Genomic DNA, 19,829 nt, shown 5'->3' on the forward strand with positions numbered 1-19,829 from the left:
TCATTAAAATGTATCTAGCCCGACCACGATTATGCAACTTTGTTTTGTTATCAATTAATATTTCAAAAATAACTAATTCATATATTTGAATCCGATACAAAGATATGAGCCCGACCCTTGTGGTCACGCCCAAAAACAACAAAACCCCAAGAATATCTTGAGGTTTTGATGGTATTGTAAGTTGGATTTTTGACTTTCTAACTTTCGATTTTATGAGATTTGACTATAGTGCCAAAGCATCTTTGATTCTTTTTAATGCTTCTTTCAAGATCTCGTCGCTGGTTGCGTAAGAGAAACGGATACAGTCAGGATTTCCAAAAGCGTCACCTGTTACTGTTGCTACATTAGCTTCGGACAAAAGATACATTGATAAATCCATTGCATTTTTGATTTCGGTTCCTTTCAATGTTTTTCCGAAGAAAGAAGAAATGTCTGGGAATACGTAAAAAGCTCCCTCTGGAACGTTAATTTTTACACCTGGAATTTCTTTTAATAATCCTACTACTAAATCTCTACGGCTATGGAAAGCATCAACCATGTGTTTTAATACACTTGGATCAGCATCTACTGCTGTAATGGTAGCGCGTTGTGCGATAGAATTTGCTCCTGAGGTTACTTGACCTTGAATTTTTGTACACGCTTTGGCGATGAATTCTGGTGCGCCAATATACCCAATTCTCCAACCTGTCATGGCGAAAGCTTTAGCAACTCCGTTTACGGTGATTGTTCTTTCTAACATTCCTGGGATAGATGCAATGCTGCAAAAAGTCCCTGAGAAATTGATGTGCTCGTAGATTTCGTCAGCAACAACATATACGTGTGGGTATTTTTCTAGTACTTTGGCTAATGCAGTTAATTCTTCTCTGTTGTACACAGATCCGCTTGGATTACAAGGAGAACTGAACCACATCATTTTTGTTTTTGGTGTGATTGCCGCTTCTAATTGTTCGGGTGTGATTTTGAAATCAGTATCTACAGATGTAGGAACTTCTACAGGAACTCCACCGGATAGTTTCACGATTTCGAAATACGAAACCCAATACGGTGCTGGTAAAATAACTTCGTCACCATCGTTTAACATGACTTGTGCAATGTTATAAAGCGATTGTTTTGCTCCCGTTGAAACTACAATTTGAGACGGTTTGTAGTCTAAATCATTGTCTCTTTTGAATTTTCTACAAATAGCTTCTTTTAATTCTAGGTAGCCTTCTACTGGAGAATAGGTGCTGTAATTTTTGTCAATAGCCCGTTTTGCCGCTTCTTTAATAAAATCGGGTGTATTGAAGTCAGGTTCCCCTAAGCTTAAACTAATGATATCTTTCCCTTGCGCTTTTAATTCTCTGGCTAATGCTGCCATAGCCAATGTTTGCGAGGTAGATAAATTGTTTATTCTATCGGATAATGGATTCATTTTAAGTTGGTTGTAGTTAGTTTATTTATTTGATTCTGTAGAGATGCACTGCAGTGCATCTCTACAATTGCCATGCACAACGGAAATTATGCGCTGATTGCTGGGTTTTGTCCCAATTCTTTCAAATGTTTGAAATGAGCAATTACCGCGCTTCGCATTGTTTTGTATTCGTAATACGGCAAGTTGCATTCTTGAGCCGTTTCTTTTACGATTTTTGCAATTTTACCATAATGTACGTGACTGATGTTTGGGAAAATATGGTGCTCGATTTGGTGGTTTAATCCTCCTGTGTACCAGTTTACAATTGCGTTTTTTGGTGCGAAATTAGTTGTAGTAAATAATTGGTGTATCGCCCAAGTATTATCCATTTCACCTAATTCATTCGGAGATGGGTTAGTGGTTTCTTCTACCACGTGAGCCAATTGAAATACAATACTTAATATTAAGCCTGCAGTATAATGCATCACAAAAAAGCCAATAAGCACTTTCCACCAAGTGATTCCAATAACAATTGGTAAAACAATCCAGATAGAAACATAAATTATTTTGGTAATAATTAAAGTAGTCCAAAGTGTTTTTGGGCTTTTGGCTTCGCCGTACGATAGTTTTCTTTTCAAGTAGCTTCTCATCTGTTTGAAATCGGTTGTAATAGCCCAGTTGAAAGTCAATAAGCCATATAAGAATACAGAATAATATTGTTGAAAACGGTGAAAGTTATACCATTTTGCTTCTTTAGTAAAACGGATAACACGTCCAGCATCTAGATCTTCATCATATCCAGGAATGTTGGTGTAGGTGTGGTGTAAAACATTGTGTTGCACTTGCCAGTTGTATACATTTCCTGCTAGCACATAAATAGTACCACCCATGAATTTGTTGACCCATGATTTATTGGAGTACGACCCGTGATTACCATCGTGCATGACATTCATTCCCACTCCTGCCATACCAATTCCCATGACAATTGTTAGTAATAAATGTGCCCAAAACGGCATCCCGAGTGTAAGAATTAAAAAATAAGGTGCAAGAAAAACCGAAAAGAGTATAATCGTTTTTAGATATAGTCTCCAATTTCCTGTTTTCTGAATGTTGTTTTCTTTGAAGTAGCTGTTAACCCGAGAGTTGAGAGTTCTAAAGAATTTTAAGCTATCTTGTTTAGCAAATGTTGGTGCGGTGTTATTCATATAATAAGTATAAGTTTCAAAGGTAATTATTATAAATTTTTGGATATACAAAATTGAGATAAATATTTTAACTGTAAAGTATTACTTTTGTTAAAAAATTAATAGATGGACGAGATTCTAAAGTATTTTCCTAATTTAACTGACCTTCAGAAAGAACAGTTTCAAAAATTAGATTTTTTGTACCACGATTGGAATGAAAAAATCAATGTTATTTCTAGAAAAGATATTGACGCTTTGTATACCAAACATATACTGCATTCGTTGGGAATCGCTAAAATTATAAATTTTGAACCCGGAACGTATGTTTTAGATGTAGGAACAGGCGGTGGATTTCCTGGTATTCCATTGGCAATTCTTTTTCCTGAAACGCGTTTTTATTTGATTGATATTATTGCCAAGAAAATTAAAGTGGTTCAGGCTGTTGCCGAAGGTTTAGAATTAAAAAATGTAAAAGCGGAACAAATGCGTGCTGAAAATGTGAAAGGTGATTTCGATTTTATCGTGAGTCGGGCCGTAACCAACATGCCAGATTTTGTTTCATGGGTGAAAACCAAGATTAAAAAGAACAACAAACACGAATTGAAAAACGGAATCCTCTACCTAAAAGGAGGCGATTTAACCGAAGAATTAAAAGATTTCCCAAAAGCTACTGAGTACAACTTAGCTGATTTTTTCGAAGATGAATTTTTTGAGACTAAAAAAGTGGTGCACTTGCCGTTGAAGTTTACTGTATAAAGTCATTGCGAGGGACAAAGCAATCACATTTGTTGCTCTTGTTATGCGACTGCTTAGTACCTCACAATAATAAAAAATAAAAACCTACAAGATTCAATTATTTTGAATCTTGTGGGTTTTTATTTTTGAAGCCTTAAATAATTCTGCCAATTTTCTTTGTAGCTAATACCAATAGGAATTTCAATGGAAGCAATCTCTATTTCATTCTTTGTGTAAGCTCTTAATTTTTTAACGTTAATAATAAAGGAGCGATGAATGCGAACAAAATCTTGATTTAATAGTTTTTCAAAAGAAGAAATATTGAATTTAAGATGATAAGATATTTTATTTTCAAGATGAATGGTTATGTAATCTTTTAGACTTTCAATATATAAAATTTCATCAAAAACAATTTTGATGTTTTTGATTCCACTTGAAACAAAAATATGCTTTTCAATAACTTTTTTGTTCTCTTTTTTGCAAGTTTGTAATTGCTTAAATTTTTCTATTGAAACAAAAAAACGGTCAAAAGTAATGGGCTTAAGTAGGTAATCAACGACATTAAGTTCATAACCTTCTAACGCATATTCTCTGTAGGCGGTTGAGAAAATTACTTTGGGAGGATTTTTTAGCTTTTTCAAAAAATCATTTCCTTTTAATAAAGGCATTTCGATATCTAAAAAAATCAAATCAACGTCATTACTTTCCAAAAAAGCATATGCTTTTAGAGCGTTTTCGAAAGAATCGATTAATTCGAAATTTTCGAAATGTGCTAGATGAGAAGCAATCAGCTCTCTCGCCAAAGGTTCGTCGTCAACGATAATGCATTTGTATTTCATATCAAATTTTAAACAGTCATTGTTAGTTTTACTAAGAACCTATTTTGATTTTCAACAATTTCTAATTGATGCTTTTTAGGGTATAATAAATCCAATTGTTTTCGAACATTTTCTAATCCAATTTTTGATTTATCCGAAATTGCTGTAAAATCGTTTTGAGGTTTTGTATTTTCAATCGTAAAGATGATTAGTTCTTTTTTACTTTCTAAATTTAATCGGATTGTTGCTTTTTCAGTTTCATTAATTACACCATGTTTAAAGGCGTTTTCTATAAAAGTCAATATAATCAAAGGCGAAATTTTATTGTTTTCCTGGATCTCTTTGGTAAATAAAACATCTAATCGGTTTTCGTTGTAGCGTAATTTTTCTAAGTCAATATAATTTTCAATTAAGGCAATTTCTTTTTCAATTGCAACAAAATCTTCGTTGCAACGATATAGTACGAAATCTAAAATTTCAGATAATTTAGCAATTACTTCGGGCGCTTTATCATCTTTTTTAAGTGTTAAAGTGTATAAATTATTTAAGGTATTGAAAAGAAAATGGGGATTCAGTTGATTTTTTAAAACTTTCAATTCCATTGATTTTTTTTCTTCTTCAAGTTTTAAAAGTCGTTGTTGCTTGCGGTTAAAGCTTATAAATCCTAAGATAATAATGGGGTATGTAATAAAAGATAATTCTCTGAATATCAATTTAAAGGAGGTTAATCTTTCCGGTATAGACATTTTATGTCCAAGCCAATCGTTAAAGAAACTAGGAAATTTTGGTTCTAGATAATAATATTTGAAAGTCATTAAAATGGCATAAACCAGATAGATCCAGCTTGTAGTAAAAAACAAAAAAAGTAAGTGCTTATTTTTATTAAGTGTTTCAGGGATAATCCAATAAATTAATCCGTAACCAGCCGTAGCTTGAGCTAAAGTTTTCCAGAAATAAATAAAAGTAAAATCATAATAACTGGTATTTTCAGGTTTACCTGAAATATATAATAATAAGAAAGAGAACCAATACGCACTGTGCATTAGGACTCTTTTTAGATCAACGTTTTTCAAAAAAATCATATAGTATTTTAATTGAGAGCAAGGTAGTAAAATCTAAAAATATGTTTCATTGGTTGCGATAAATAATAGTATTTCGCTTCTAAAGATATTCTTTAAGCACACGAATGCAAGATTTCCTCAATTACTCTTATTTGAATGCTAATAGGGTGTTTATGACTGTGGACTAAAATAATGGTAATATGACTGTGCTATTTTAGCCAGAAAAAGTAAATATGAAAATAAGATGTTTTTTGATGTTGTTTATGCTATTAAGTCTAACATTGTCTGCTCAGGTTAAAATTACTGGGAAAATTACTGGAAGAGTTATCACAAAAGATAATAATCCCGTTCCTTTTGCTGAAATTATATTAATAGCTCTGGATTCCTCAGCTATTAAAAGTGAACTTACAGACGAAAAAGGAAATTTTTTATTGGAATCAGAATTTGGCAAGTATAAATTACAAGTTCAACAGGCGAAAAAAATTGTCATATCAAGAAGTATTGAATTTAATTCAGATTTGGATATGGGTAATCTAACAGTTGCTGATGTAATCCAATTAGAATCTGTTATAGTTGGAGGGAGAAAGAAACTGATAGAGAGAAAAGTTGATAGATTGGTTTTCAATGTTGAAAATTCGATAAATGCCGCTGGAGGCGATGCATTTGAGGCACTTAAAGTGACACCAGAAATAAGGGTTCAAAATGATATTATTTCTATGATTGGCAAAAGTACTTTAGCCGTTATGATTGATGAAAAAATAGTGACGCTTTCAGGTGAAGACTTAACCAACTATCTAAAATCAATTCCGTCTGATGCTATCAAAAGTGTTGAAGTAATTACAAATCCTCCTGCAAAATATGAAGCCGCAGGCAATAGTGGGTTAGTAAACATAATACTAAAAAAGGGTAAGAAAGATTCATGGAATGCCTTAATTGGTGCTACCTATCTTCAAAGAAAATATAGTGATGATTCATTAATGGGGAATTTTAATTATAATAAGGACAGATTAAGTATTTCTGCTTTAGTAAATTATAAGAAAGGAACCCAGTATATTAATCGTGATGATTATTCTTGTTTTTCAGATGGCTTATGGCACTCTAATTCACCAATTAAAGTTGATTACAGTAGAATAAATGTAAAATTTGGTATTGATTATCAAGTTTCATCAAGATGGACTGTTGGGAGTCAATTTTTAATTAACAATAACAAACCTACAGGAACAGACAGTCCGAATACGACTGTTTATGATTATACTAGAGGTGATATTATTCGAAGTTTAAAATCTAATGGAGAAACTGTGCGCTCTCCAAACATTAAATCAGCAAATCTTTATAATGAATTCAAAATTGACACGATTGGAAAAAAAATCATTTTAAATTTTGATTATTTTAATTTTAATAATTTTGATACTAGAAAATATAAAGGTATTTCTGTTATTGAAAACCCATATTCAAGTGAGTATTTTGGAGGAATAAATAGTAATAATCAAGACATCACAAATGTATCAGGTAAATTAGACGTTGATTATCCTCTAAAATGGGGAACATTTAATTTTGGGGGTAAGGTGTCAAATTCAAAAACGAATAATGATATTTTAGCTTTCAATAGTGGCCTAGTGGATGTTCCAGTTTCAGATATGCCTTTACTACAGAATGAATTTGAATATACTGAAAACGTCCAAGCAGTTTATATTTCTGGTAATAAAAAATTTAATGATCATTGGGAATCACAATTAGGATTAAGAATGGAATCTACTCAAACCAAATCCTTTACACATAGTGCAGATTTATTGGTCAAAGATAATTATTACAAATTTTTCCCAACAGCATATTTGTCCTATGTGCCTAACGATAATTCTACATTTACGTTTGGTTACAGTAAAAGAATTGATAGGCCTAGATTTAGTGATTTAAATCCTAATATTTGGTATACTAATATTTTTCAAACTATGGAAGGTAATCCTTTCTTACAACCTGCGTTTATTGACAATACCGAGTTCACTTATACTTATAAAAAATTAGAAAGTAAATTCTACTTTAGTAATGAAGAGAACTTATTTAGCCCAATTGCAATACCTGATCCCAATACAAATATTATTCGATCCACAATTGTGAATTATGTCAACACACAACGCTTTGGAATAGCAGAAAATCATGTGTTTGATCAATTTAAATGGTGGACAAGTAATAATTCAATTGATGTGAATTATGCTATTTCTAAGTCAAGTTTAGCTACTACTGTGAAGGAACAAAAAGGTTTTAATTCAAGAGTGTCGACAAATAATGATTTTATATTAAATTCAAATAAAACGCTACTTTTTAATTTAAGTTTTTGGTATAGTTTTCCTGGTATTGATGGTGTTTATAATAATAAATCGATGAGTTCTTTTTCTGTAGCTATTCAGTATCTGTTACTGAATAGAGATTTGAAAATTTCTCTAAAAGGGGATGATATATTCAGAAACGAAATCCAATATATAAACTCTACGGTTAATAATATTTATCAAGAAAGCAGATACTATTTTGACAGACAATCTTTTCAACTTTCTATTTCCTATAAGTTTGGGAATAAAAAAATTAGGGGAATACAGAGAGAAACAGGGAATCAGGAAGAAAGAAGTAGAACAGGAAATTAAATTTAATACCCTTGCAAAATTGTCATTCATGACAAAATTTGAGAGAAATTCTAAAAATAAAACCCACACGATTTTGTAATCATGTGGGTTTTTAAATATTTATAAAATTACTTATTTTCTATTATGAAACTATTCCCCTAAAAATGGGTATCTGTAATCAACCGGCGTAACAAAAGTTTCTTTGATGGTTCTAGCTGAAGTCCAACGCAATAAGTTTTGCATAGATCCTGCTTTATCATTGGTTCCTGATCCTCTTGCTCCACCAAATGGTTGCATTCCTACAATTGCTCCAGTTGGTTTATCATTGATGTAGAAGTTACCAGCAGCATTTTGCAGTTTTACTGTTGCTTCTTCAATCGCGTAACGATCTTGGCTAAAAACCGCACCTGTCAAAGCGTATTCTGATGTAGTGTCAACTAAATCTAAAGTCTCCGCCCATTTGGCATCTTCGTATACATAAATAGTAACTACGGGTCCAAATAATTCGGTTTCCATAGTCGTATATTTTGGGTTTGTGGTCAAGATAACTGTTGGTTCAATAAAGTACCCTTTTGATTTATCATAATTTCCACCCATAATTACTTCCGCATCGGCGTCTTTCTTGGCTTGGTCAATAGCTTTCGCTAATTTATCAAAAGAACCTTCAGAGATTACAGCAGTAATAAAGTTGCTCATATCCTCCGGAGATCCCATATTCATTGATTTTAAATCAGCTTCTAGTTCTGCTTTTACAGCTGGCCATAAACTTTGTGGGATGTAAACTCGAGAGGCGGCGCTACATTTTTGACCTTGATACTCAAAAGCACCACGGGCAATTCCTGTACTGACTTGTTTTGAATTAGCAGATGGATGTGCGATAATAAAATCTTTACCACCTGTTTCTCCAACAATTCTTGGATAGGTTTTGTATTTGCTGATGTTGGTTCCAATTTTTGCCCAAATATCATTAAAAACGCCTGTAGATCCTGTGAAGTGTACTCCTGCAAAATCTGGACTAGCCAATAAGGTTTCGGTAATCATTCCAGAATCTCCCATAACCATGTTGATCACTCCATTAGGCAATCCTGCTTCCTTAAATATTTGCATCAATAAGTTAGCAGAATACACTTGCGTTGCAGCAGGTTTCCAAACCACTACATTCCCCATTAAGGCAGCGCTAGTAGGCAAGTTTCCTGCAATAGCTGTAAAGTTGAAAGGAGTAATAGCGTATACAAATCCTTCAAGAGGTCTATATTCTACACGGTTCCACATGTCTGAGGTAGACTTTGGTTGCTCGTTGTAGATTTGTGTCATATACTGTACGTTGAAACGCAGGAAGTCTATTAATTCACAAGAAGCATCAATCTCTGCTTGATAAACAGTTTTAGATTGGGCAATCATGGTTGCTGCATTGATTTTAGCTCGGTATGGTCCGGCTAATAGCTCCGCTGCTTTTAGAAAAATTCCAGCGCGTTGTTCCCAGGCCATATTTGCCCAAGCCGTTTTAGCTTGAAGTGCAGTTGCAATCGCGTCTTCAATATGCGATTTCTGGGCTTGGTGATACGTACCCACGATGTGTTTGTGATCGTGTGGTGCTGACATTGTTTTGGTATCTCCAGTTCTAACTTCTTCGTTTCCAATATATAGCGGAACGTCAATTTTAGAATTCCACATTGCTGCGTAGGCTGCATCGACAGCTGCTCTTTCTGGAGAGTTCAGTGCGTAGCTTTTTACGGGCTCGTTGACTGCTTTTGGTACATGAAAAAATCCTTTTAACATATTTGTAAAATTATAAAATTAGAAAATGGGCGTTGTGTTTTGTAACTAAAATACAAAAGTACAAAGGTTTCTTCAAAGAAATGATATTTTTAGAACTAAACTAAAACGGATGAAAAGGAATATTCGTGTGATAGCCCTGATAGAAATGGAAAGCTTTTTGCGGTCTCATTATATTTTTTCTTGACAAATAAGAGCGACCCTAGAAGCTCCTTATTTGTTTAGAAAAAAATAAAGGAGTAAGAAAAAACTTGAAATGAATAGCAGGATTAGCTCCTATTGATAAAATTAGTTCAACGCAAATGGAGCACACAATCTAAAAGTGGGAACGATTACTTTGAAGTTTCTTGTAGAAGTAAAATTGACCATATTGAAGTATCCTTTCATTGCACCGTACGGAGATGATAGCAGGCAGCCAGAGCTGTACGTGTGTTGCTCGCCTGGTTTTAATACTGGTTTTTTACCAATTACTCCTTCGCCATCGACTATTTCGATTTCGTTTAAGGAATCAAAAATTTCCCAGTGTCGGGTAATCAGTTGCACGGAATCTTTACTGTGGTTTTCGATTGTGATTACATAACTAAAGGCAAAATGAATCTTATAGTTTTTGAAGTAGGTACCTTCAAAACTAGTCAATACTGATATTTTTATGCCTCTTGTTATTTGAGAAACCATATAAAATGTATGAATTTTTAATTATTATTGACAAATTTACAAAAAATTGAATTTGTTTTGGTTAATTCTCAAAAAGTTTTTTTAGTTGACGATGTTTATAGAGTTTGCGTTTCCTTTCCCTATTACGCGATCATAACGGTCTATGTTTTCCCTGTAATAGACTAATGCAGTGTACTCATTTTCAGTTTGATAGAAGTTTCCGTCGACTGCATTTTCATGGTCTATGACTCCTCTCTCATCTGCTATGGTGTATTTGTAGTTTGTAAATCCTTGTTTGACCAAAATAGCTTTTTCATAAATGCCTTTTTGTACATTATAATTCATTTTGTATTCTGGGGTCATGCTGTAATTATTAAACATTCCGCCAATATAAATATCTTTTTTTAGTCTAAAAGTTGGAGCCGAAAGGGTAAAATAAACCCATAAATAATCTGCTTCGATTTCAGGATTAGTACTATTTATGTTAGTAGGAACAAAATCACCATTTACATCTTGGGTAAAGGAATAAGGAAAGTTGGCTCGCGCGGCATTAGTATACAAGTGAGACCCATAAATAGGTGTGTTTGAGTCAATTTTTGCTATATTATTTGCTGCAGAGCGAATGTCTTTGTTTTCAAAAAATAAAAATTCATTCCCTGCCCAAAATTGTGTTTCAGGATCGTATTTATACATGAGATCATTCCCAATCGTGTATTGTGGGACTATATTTTTGATGGCAGTATTAAATTGTCCATTTTGTAGCAGCACCACGCGAACATTTTTCATTGGATTTTGGAAAGTAATTTGATTAGATTTTATACTAAACTCTATATTGTGTTTCATTTCGATACTATTTACTGTCCGCGCGCGCTTGACTTGCATTGGTACAGTCGCTAGATCTTCATATAAAATGAACTTTCTAGAAAAAACTACGTCTTTATTTTCATCTAAAACTTTAAGGATGTAATTCCCGCTGATGCGCAATTGCTGTGTAAACTGGTTGGGAATCGATACTTTATAGTGCGAGTAGATTTGTAAGGTGTTGAATGAATTTATGTAATCTTGAATTCTTTGATTGTCAAATCCTTGCAAATATTCGTTTTTTGGAATTTGGGTAGCAACCCAATTGTAATCACAATGAATTATTTCATAATAATAATTGGCTTCATTACCAAAAAGATCATCAAACTGGAGTTGAAAACCCTCTCCAAGTTTGAAAATTGGAATCACATTTCGGTCACTTTGCAAGAAAGAAATGGTTTTGATGTTGTAAGGCGCGGTGATTTCTTTTTCGGATTGAGCAAGGGTAGAATTGATTGTGAATCCACAAAGAAAAAAGAAAACTATTTTAAGAAAAGGGTTTGTCATTTTGCAGCACTTAAGAAGTTGTAAATATAACGAATACTGTTCGTTTTTATGCGATTATCTATTGTCTAAGGGAAATATCATTTGTGTGTAATTTCTGTTAATTTAAATATAATATTTTTAAATGTTAAGAGTAATCGTATTATTTTTGATTCAAATAAACAAATTCTATGAAACAAATCAACAAAGTAGTATTGGGTGCAATGCTATTTCCTTTAGCTGTTTTTGCACAGCAAATGGATTATTCAAAAGCAATTCCTTTTGATTCAACTGTAAAAACAGGCAAGCTTGAAAATGGCTTAACCTATTACATCAAGAAAAATGCCAAACCAGAAAAGAAAGTAGATCTTAGGTTGGTAGTAAACGCAGGTTCTATTTTAGAAACCGATGACCAACAAGGATTGGCGCATTTTATGGAGCACATGTGCTTTAATGGAACCAAACGTTTTCCAAAAAACCAATTGGTTGACTATTTACAAAGTATTGGTGTTAAATTTGGTCAGCATTTAAATGCGTATACTAGTTTTGACGAAACGGTTTATTTTTTACCAATTCCATCTGATGATCCTGAAAAATTAGAAAAAGGATTTCAAATTATTGAAGACTGGGCATTCAATACTGTTTTGACACCAGAAGAAATTGATAAAGAAAGAGGCGTAGTTCTAGAGGAATACAGACTAGGTTTAGGAGCTGGAAAAAGAATGATGGGTCGTTATCTTTCTAAAATGATGCATGATTCTCATTATGCAGAGCGTTTGCCAATAGGTCAAAAAGAAGTGCTAGAAAAATTCAAGCACCAATCGTTAGTTAATTTTTACAAAGATTGGTACCGACCAAATCTAATGAGTGTTATTGTGGTAGGAGATATTGATGTTGTAGAAATGGAGAAGAAAATTATTTCTCATTTTGCTACTTATAAAAATCCTGCTAAGGAAAAACCGAGAAAAATGTATGATGTTCCTAATCACAAGGAAACTTTTGTAGCGGTAGAGAGTGACAAGGAAGCTTCAAGTGCGGAAGTACAGTTGCTTTATAAAGATTACGGCGCTCCAAAACAAATGACCACTGTGGGAGATTTTAAAAATTCTCTTGTTGAAGGATTATTTGCAACCTTATTAAATTCACGATTAGATGAGTTAACCAATTCAGCAACTCCTCCTTTTACTTATGGTTATTCCTATTATGGTGGGACTTTTGCAAGAACCAAAAAAGGATATCAATCTGTGGCGATGTCACAAGAGGATAAGCAGCTTGCGGCGTTGAAAGTTTTGGTAACTGAAAATGAAAGAGCAAAGAAATTTGGATTTACAGAAGGTGAATTAAACCGTGCAAAATCAGAATTTTTAGCTTCAACTGAAAAAAGCTATAACGACAGAAATAAAACGAACTCTATTAATTTTGTTGGAGAGTTTCAGGCTAATTTCTTAGAGAAGGAACCGGTTCCAGGAATCGAATGGACGTATGAAACTTTAAAACAAATCATTCCTTTGATTACAGTAGCAGATGTAAACGGTTTAATTAAAGAATATGTAAAAGAGGATAACCGCGTTATTATTTTGACAGGGCCAGAAAAAGCAGGTTTGAAAAAAGTCACTGAACAAGAAGTACTTGATGCTTTAAAAGTGAATTCAGATGAACTAAAACCCTATGAAGACGTTGCTGTTGCCACTAGTTTACTCCGTAATGAAGTAAAATCAGGTAGCATTGTGAGTCGTGAAAGCAATCCAAAAATTGGGACTAAAACACTTGTTTTATCAAATGGTGTGAAAGTGACGTACAAGAATACAGATTTTAAAAACGATGAAGTTCTTTTTGAAGCAGTAAGTCTTGGTGGATCTAATTTGTATTCGAATGAGGAGATGAAGAAAGTTCAGTTTGCAAACGGAGCTTTGGCAGAAGCCGGATTCTCAGGATTAAAATTGAATGACATCAATAAATTTATGACGGGTAAAATCGCAAGAGTGAATCCTTACATTGGTGGCACTACAGAAGGTTTACGTGGATCTACAACACCAAAGGATTTAGAGTATCTTTTTCAGATGACATACGCTTATTTTACGGATTTGAATTTAGATCCCGATGCTTTTGAAGCTTTTAAACAAAAGCAATCTAGTTTTTTTAAGAATATGGCTTCTACACCACAAAACTATTTTCAACAGGAGTTTTATACCTACTTGAACAAGGAGAATCCAAGATTCAACGGAGTGATGCCAACTGATAAATCTTGGGCAGATACAGATTATAAACTAGCGTATGAGAAATACAAAGAGCGTTTTGCAAATGCAGCAGATTTTGAATTTTTCTTCGTAGGAAATGTAGATGATGCTACAATTGAGGCCTATGCTGCTAAATATTTAGCGTCGTTGCCTACAACAGATAAAAAAGAGAAAACGGTAGATTTAGGATACCGCATGTTAAAAGGCGACTTGAAAAAAGTGGTTAATAAAGGAGCAGATCCTAAAAGTAATGTGACCATTATGTTCTATGGTGATGCTAAATATTCAGCTAAAGATGCGATGAGCATGCAAGCATTAGGCGAGGTTTTGACCATCAAGTTAATTGAGCAATTGCGCGAAAATGAAAGTGGTGTTTATGGTGTTTCTGCGCGAGGCATTATGAATAAAATTCCAAACGGATCGTACAGTTTTAACATTGGTTTCCCTTGCGGACCGGACAATGCAGAGAAATTAACTGCTTCTGCGTTGAAAGAATTACAAAACATCATTGATAACGGTCCAGATGAAAAAGATGTAGCTAAATTCAAGGAAGGTGAATTGGCTGATTTTAGAAAAGATAGCAAAGAAAACAGATATTGGCTGTCTAATTTAACTAGGTCTTACACTAATGGAAACAGTCCAGAAGACGTATTGAAATTTGAGGAAATGGTTAATGCAGTTACTGCGAAGGATCTTCAGAACATTGCAAAACAATACCTTACTAAAGATAAAGTTATTGGAATGTTGATGCCAGAGAAAAAATAATTTTTTTAGTCTCAAAACTAAAACCTGCTATTTCATTGAAGTAGCAGGTTTTTTTATGCTAAAATAAAATCTAAATTTTCTTCAATTTCCGGGCTGATGTGGTTTTCATCCAGCAGTGCATCCGAAAGTAGTTTTTTGTTTTCTTGTAATCGAATGATTTTTTCCTCCACCGTATTCTTGGTAATGAATCGTACGACATTCACTTTGTTCAACTGTCCAATACGATGCGCGCGGCCAATTCCTTGCTTTTCAGCAAAGGGATTCCACCAAGGATCCAAAAACAAAACATAAGAAGCTTTGGTAATATTGAGTCCTACGCCACCCGCTTTTAAGGAAATGAAAAACAATTTTGAGCGCTCTTGTTCTTGAAATTTTTGCACTTGATATGCGCGTTCATTTTGTGGGGTTGCGCCAGTGAGTTCGCAAAAATCAATTTTGTTTTCGATGCTCCATTTTTTATAAAATTCCAAGTTAGACACAAACGAACTGAACACAATCGTTTTTTGATTGGATTGCACCAAGGTTTCCAAATAACGCGTCACCGCAATATATTTTCCTGAATCAAGTTCTGATTTTTTATCAATCATTTTAGGGTGATTGCTCAATTGTCTCAAACGCATCAACGTATTGATAATATTGATTTTGTCAATGCCAGAACCATCGGTTTTTAAGAGTGCATTTCTCGCTTTTGACTTTTCTTCTTCGTATAATTTCTCTTGTTCGGGTTCCATATCACAATAGAAAACTTGTTCCGAAAGTTCCGGTAAGTCTTTTAAAACTTGTTCTTTGGTCCGACGTAAAATAAACGGACTGACTAGGTTTTTTAGCTCCAGCAGACTAGTTTCGTCTTGTTTTTTCTCAATGGGAATTTTGTAATGCTCGGCAAAAAAAGCGTAACTCCCCAAAATATTCGGATTGATAAATTGCATTTGAGACCACAAATCGTCTAATGAGTTTTCGATAGGAGTACCGCTCAACGAGATTTTATGAGTCGTTTTTATTTGATTTATAGCCTTAAAAATTTTCGAATTTTTATTTTTGATGTATTGACTTTCGTCCAAAATCAAAAAACGAAATTGGTACTTTTCTAAAATGGAGAGATCTCTTGCTAACACCGCATAACTCGTGAAGATCAAATCGTATTTTTCTAATTTTTTAGAAATTAGCTTTCGATCTTGTCCCACATATTGAACTCTCCTAAAATGAGGCGTAAACTTTCTAGCTTCGTTATACCAGTTGAACACCAAAGAGGAGGGAAGTACAACCAAGGCTTTTAGGTATTCTTTGGCAACAGGAATTTCGTTTCCAAACAAATCGAGTTGGATATTTTCTGCTTTTTCAAAATCTAATTTTTCTTGTACTGCGACCAGAGTAGATAAGGTTTGCAATGTTTTTCCTAATCCCATGTCATCGGCCAAGCAAGCACCTAAACCGTTGTTGTAATGTTCTAGAAGCCATTGTACACCCTCTATTTGGTAGGGTCGCAACGTAGCTTTAACCAAAGCCGAAGGTTGGTATTGAACAGTTTCTTTTACATGCAAGGTTTGTTTTAATTGCGGGATATCTTCAAAAACAGCAAAATTACTTTTGAGAACTGCCATAGTTCCGTTGTTAATTTTAGCCAGTTTAGCCATGGCGGCATAGCGCCTCATCCATTCAATCGGAATCAAAAAATAATTCCCGTTGGGTAAGAGAAACAAGCGATTTTGGCTTTTTATATTCGGAATCAAATCACTGAAATTGAATTCAAAATCATCAGAAATCACAGTCATTTTAATATCAAACCAATCGTTTTGAATGCTGTTTGAAAATGCAATGGTTACTTCGCTGTTATCAATTTTCTTTCCGTCGATTTTTAGATTTTCTAATGAAAAACCCAATGATTCTAATTTTTTTTGATGGGCTAATATCCATTGAATACTAGCATAAGCGTCCTTTTGTTCTGGTTTTTGTATAAGCCCAAAAAGATGGTTTTCTTGTTTGCTTAGCCCAAGCGCTTGTAACGATTCATTAAATATATCTTCAGCTTGACTACGCTTGTATTGTATTAGTTTTATATTTCCTAAGTCTTTTAAATCAATTTCCGAATGCGTGTTTTTGGTTTTAGTGGAATCAAAAACGTATCCGTCATAATCAAATAAAAGACTGATAAAGTAGGTGTTTTTAAAAAAATCATGCACAAATTGTAGGTTGCAGGAACGAACAGCAGTTTGAGTAATAACTTCAAAACCCGTGGCGCTTATGTCTACTTTTTTGGCAATGTCTTTAATGAATTTTTCAAAATAGTCTGGGACTAATTTCGAGGGAATTTCTACTACTTTTTTGGTCAAAAAAGGCGTAATTTTTTTCGAGTTGATGTTCTTTATAGTATACAGTTTATGATGTGCGATCAACCATCCTGGTTCATCTAATAGTAATGTGATTGCGGTAGTTGAAGGATAAAAAGTAGTGTCTTCGTCCTTTAAAAATAAGGTGTAGGAAATTCCGTTTTCGTGTTTGTCAAAATGCAGTTCGGTTTCCAAAGCTGGATTTTGAGTCCCGATGCGGCTAATGCGAAAATCTTTTTCTTTGCCTAAGTTTAGCGAAAGTGCAAAATCATGCTCTTCGATGAGGTTGTAAAATTGTGCTAAGCTTATTTTTATAAATTGCTCAATGCCCAATTTTATTTTATCGTCTTTTAGGATGTCTTCAATTTTTTTGGCCGATTTGCTTTTGGTTCGGTATTTTTTGAATAAGGTCTCAGGTTGGAGTACCTCGCAAAGCGAAAGTATTTTTTGTGTAGTGCTATCTAAATTCCCAGCCGTTATCCCCATGCTTTGAAGGACTTCTGGACTTGCTTTTTTTTCTAAATAAGTGATGGTATCCGAATGTCCAACCACATACGAATTAGGAATATAGCAATTGAGTTTCGCTTCAAAAGTAAGGTCAAAGCAAAACTGGAAATTATTTTTGGGTTCCAAAAGCAATAAGATATTTGATTGTTAGGTTTTTTAAATACGAATTCCACAAATTAACACAGATAAATTTGTGCTAATTTGTGGAATCTGTGTTGGAATATATTTTACAATAATTATTTAAAACAAACTGGTATGATTTCACCTTTGGCCAAACAGTATTTTTCTACTAATTCAGGAGCGATTTTGTTAGTGTAATCCTCTTCGACTACAGTAAACCCGATACTTCTTAATTTGTCGAAATAATCGCGACCGTAAATACGCACGTGGTCGTATTGTCCAAATATTTTAGCGCGTTCTTTTTGGTCGGTAATGCTATCATCTGCAAATGTTGTCGCTCTTTTTAAGTCTTGCGGAATTTGTAAAATTGCCATTCCGCCAGGTTTTAATACGCGGTACAATTCCTGCATGGCTTTGGTATCATCTGGAATGTGTTCCAAAACGTGGTTGCACAAAATCACATCGTATTGATTGTCTTCAAAAGGCAAATTACAAATATCTGCTTTTACATCCGCAAGTGGCGAAAACAAATCAGTAGTGGTGTAATCTAAGTTTTTTTGCTTGCGGAATAATTTATAAAAAGCTTGTTCTGGAGCAAAATGCAAGACTTTTTTGGGTGCTGTAAAAAAATCAGTCTGTTCGTTGAGGTATAGCCACAATAAACGATGTCTCTCTAAAGAAAGTGTACTTGGCGAAAGGACATTGTTGCGCTGTGTTTCATATCCATACGGCAACATCGATTTGAAACTTTTGCCGTCAATAGGATCAGTAAATTTATCACCTTTTAATGAAAAAGCAATGATAGGTCGCGCGACATAACTTAAACGAATTAAAAGCGGACGCGGAATGGTATTGAGTATTAATTTAAAAAGTTTTTTCATATTTGTTTCGCAGAGATTCACAAAGAAGGCTCAGAGATTCGCTAAATTTATTTTTTGGAATCTAAAGGCGTATTTATAAATCTTTTTATGTTGTTTTTTAAAATTGTACTATTGTAATTCATTAATAATCCTAGAGGATAATTGCCAAGTTTTAAATACGTTAATATTTGAGCGAAATGCACGGCAGTATAACTTTCTACTGTTTTTAGTTCGATAACTAATTTGTCCTCAACAAGTAAATCAATTCTATATCCTTGGTCAAGTTTAATTTCTTTATATTTTATTGGAAGTGTTACTTCTTTTTCAACTTTAAGGCCGGCATTTTGCAGTTCATAGAAAAGACATGTTTGGTAAGCAGATTCTAAAAGACCTGGACCCAATTGTCGATGTACTTCAATTGCTAATCCAATTACTTTATAAGAAAGTGCATTTAAATCATCACTTAACTCATTATCTTTATTTTCCATTTTCTTTGAGGCTAAAAATGCTATAAAACTTTACTTAAAACCTTTGCGAACCTCTGGGTATTCTCAGTGAATCTTTGTGTAATAACTTAGATTACAAACGGTACTTTTCTAAACTCATCTTCTTCATTACTCACAATTCCTAGTGCTTGATACACGTAAGCAAAAGTGGATAAAATTTCTGGTTTTCCATCGATAATGGCTACATCGTGTTCAAAGTGAGCAGATGGTTTGCCATCAGCTGTTGTAATAGTCCAACCGTCTTTGTGCTGTTTGATGTTTCTAGTTACCATATTGATCATCGGTTCTATGGCAACCACCATACCTTCTACAAAAAGTTTTCCTCTTCCTTTTTTACCGTAATTTGGCATTTCAGGATCTTCGTGCATTTTTTGGCCTAAGCCATGACCTACAAGTTCACGTACTACACCATAACCGTGGGCTTCGGTATATTTTTGAATAGCATTACCCACATCTTCCACACGATTGCCTAGACGGAGTTCACGAATTCCCGCGTACAAGGATTCTTTGGTAACTTGTAATAGTTTTTTTGTTTCGGGAGCTACTTCGCCTATCTCGAAAGAATACGCATGATCACCATGGTATCCGTTTTTGAAAGCGCCACAATCTACAGAGATTACATCACCACTTTCTAAGGGTTTGTTGTTAGGAATTCCATGCACCACTTGCGAGTTTGGACTCATGCAAAGCGAATTTGGAAAGCCGTATAATCCCAAGAAACTGGGCACTGCGCCATGATCACGAATAAATGCTTCGGCTAGTTTGTCAAGGTATAGGGTAGTGACTCCTTCTTTTATTTCAGAAGCAATCATTCCTAAAGTTTTGGATACGATCAACGCACTTTCGCGCATCAACTCTATTTCTTCACGTGATTTTACAATAATCATATTTTCGAATTTTCAGTTCGCAAAAATACAATTTTATAATTAT

Annotated in this window: 14 protein-coding genes; 3 read left to right on the top strand and 11 right to left on the bottom strand. The window is 34.0% G+C overall.

Annotated features, from left to right (window positions below; all coding sequences use genetic code 11):
- Window positions 1–223 precede the first annotated feature (223 nt).
- Together ACNQGO_RS07505 and ACNQGO_RS07510 are read right to left on the bottom strand one after the other, a co-directional pair.
- A complete protein-coding gene (locus ACNQGO_RS07505; protein ID WP_417969882.1) occupies window positions 224–1,411 on the bottom strand; it encodes a pyridoxal phosphate-dependent aminotransferase in 1,188 nt (395 codons plus the stop codon).
- A gap of 86 nt (window positions 1,412–1,497) precedes the next feature.
- Window positions 1,498–2,595, bottom strand: a complete 1,098-nt coding sequence (locus ACNQGO_RS07510; protein WP_417969884.1) for a fatty acid desaturase family protein — start codon at window positions 2,593–2,595, stop codon at window positions 1,498–1,500.
- 105 nt (window positions 2,596–2,700) lie between these two features.
- Between ACNQGO_RS07510 and rsmG the strand changes: the two genes are divergently transcribed.
- A complete protein-coding gene (gene rsmG / locus ACNQGO_RS07515; protein ID WP_417947913.1) occupies window positions 2,701–3,330 on the top strand; it encodes a 16S rRNA (guanine(527)-N(7))-methyltransferase RsmG in 630 nt (209 codons plus the stop codon).
- Between the two features lie 119 nt (window positions 3,331–3,449).
- On the opposite strand, the gene ACNQGO_RS07520 is transcribed toward rsmG, so the two are convergent.
- Window positions 3,450–4,148, bottom strand: coding sequence for a LytR/AlgR family response regulator transcription factor (locus ACNQGO_RS07520; protein ID WP_417947912.1), 699 nt, complete (start codon window positions 4,146–4,148; stop codon window positions 3,450–3,452).
- Between the two features lie 8 nt (window positions 4,149–4,156).
- Complete coding sequence (locus ACNQGO_RS07525; protein WP_417969886.1) at window positions 4,157–5,170, bottom strand: sensor histidine kinase; 1,014 nt, start codon at window positions 5,168–5,170, stop codon at window positions 4,157–4,159.
- A 251-nt stretch (window positions 5,171–5,421) separates the two neighbouring features.
- On the opposite strand from ACNQGO_RS07525, the gene ACNQGO_RS07530 reads away from it, so the two are divergent.
- Window positions 5,422–7,824: a TonB-dependent receptor domain-containing protein gene (locus ACNQGO_RS07530; protein WP_417984868.1), complete on the top strand. Its 2,403-nt coding sequence runs from the start codon at window positions 5,422–5,424 to the stop codon at window positions 7,822–7,824.
- 129 nt (window positions 7,825–7,953) lie between these two features.
- On the opposite strand, the gene pruA is transcribed toward ACNQGO_RS07530, so the two are convergent.
- The 3 genes from pruA to ACNQGO_RS07545 all read right to left on the bottom strand — a co-directional run bounded on the left by pruA (window position 7,954) and on the right by ACNQGO_RS07545 (window position 11,601).
- Window positions 7,954–9,582, bottom strand: coding sequence for an L-glutamate gamma-semialdehyde dehydrogenase (gene pruA / locus ACNQGO_RS07535; RefSeq protein ID WP_417984869.1), 1,629 nt, complete (start codon window positions 9,580–9,582; stop codon window positions 7,954–7,956).
- Between the two features lie 285 nt (window positions 9,583–9,867).
- Entirely contained in the window at window positions 9,868–10,254 is a 387-nt protein-coding gene (gene apaG, locus ACNQGO_RS07540) for a Co2+/Mg2+ efflux protein ApaG (protein ID WP_417969892.1), read from the bottom strand.
- A gap of 81 nt (window positions 10,255–10,335) precedes the next feature.
- Window positions 10,336–11,601 carry a type IX secretion system plug protein gene (locus ACNQGO_RS07545; RefSeq protein WP_417984870.1) on the bottom strand — a complete coding sequence of 422 codons (1,266 nt, stop codon included), beginning with the start codon at window positions 11,599–11,601 and terminating at the stop codon, window positions 10,336–10,338.
- A gap of 167 nt (window positions 11,602–11,768) precedes the next feature.
- Here ACNQGO_RS07545 and ACNQGO_RS07550 point away from each other — a divergent pair, with 167 nt between their 5' ends.
- Entirely contained in the window at window positions 11,769–14,579 is a 2,811-nt protein-coding gene (locus ACNQGO_RS07550) for a M16 family metallopeptidase (RefSeq protein WP_417984871.1), read from the top strand.
- Window positions 14,580–14,632: 53 nt separating this feature from the next.
- Here the strand turns inward: ACNQGO_RS07550 and ACNQGO_RS07555 are convergent, their stop codons facing one another.
- The 4 genes from ACNQGO_RS07555 to map form a co-directional block, all read right to left on the bottom strand.
- Complete coding sequence (locus ACNQGO_RS07555; protein WP_417984872.1) at window positions 14,633–17,539, bottom strand: DEAD/DEAH box helicase; 2,907 nt, start codon at window positions 17,537–17,539, stop codon at window positions 14,633–14,635.
- A gap of 110 nt (window positions 17,540–17,649) precedes the next feature.
- Entirely contained in the window at window positions 17,650–18,414 is a 765-nt protein-coding gene (locus ACNQGO_RS07560) for a class I SAM-dependent methyltransferase (protein WP_417984873.1), read from the bottom strand.
- Window positions 18,415–18,461: 47 nt separating this feature from the next.
- On the bottom strand, window positions 18,462–18,881 hold the full coding sequence (locus ACNQGO_RS07565) for a GxxExxY protein (RefSeq protein ID WP_417984874.1): 420 nt from the start codon (window positions 18,879–18,881) through the stop codon (window positions 18,462–18,464).
- Between the two features lie 86 nt (window positions 18,882–18,967).
- The gene (map, locus tag ACNQGO_RS07570; RefSeq protein WP_417984875.1) at window positions 18,968–19,786 is read right to left on the bottom strand and encodes a type I methionyl aminopeptidase; all 819 of its coding nucleotides are present in this window, start codon (window positions 19,784–19,786) and stop codon (window positions 18,968–18,970) included.
- Window positions 19,787–19,829: the final 43 nt, after the last annotated feature.

This window comes from Flavobacterium frigidum (genome assembly GCF_048286735.1).
In the GTDB taxonomy this organism is placed as follows: Bacteria; Bacteroidota; Bacteroidia; order Flavobacteriales; family Flavobacteriaceae; genus Flavobacterium.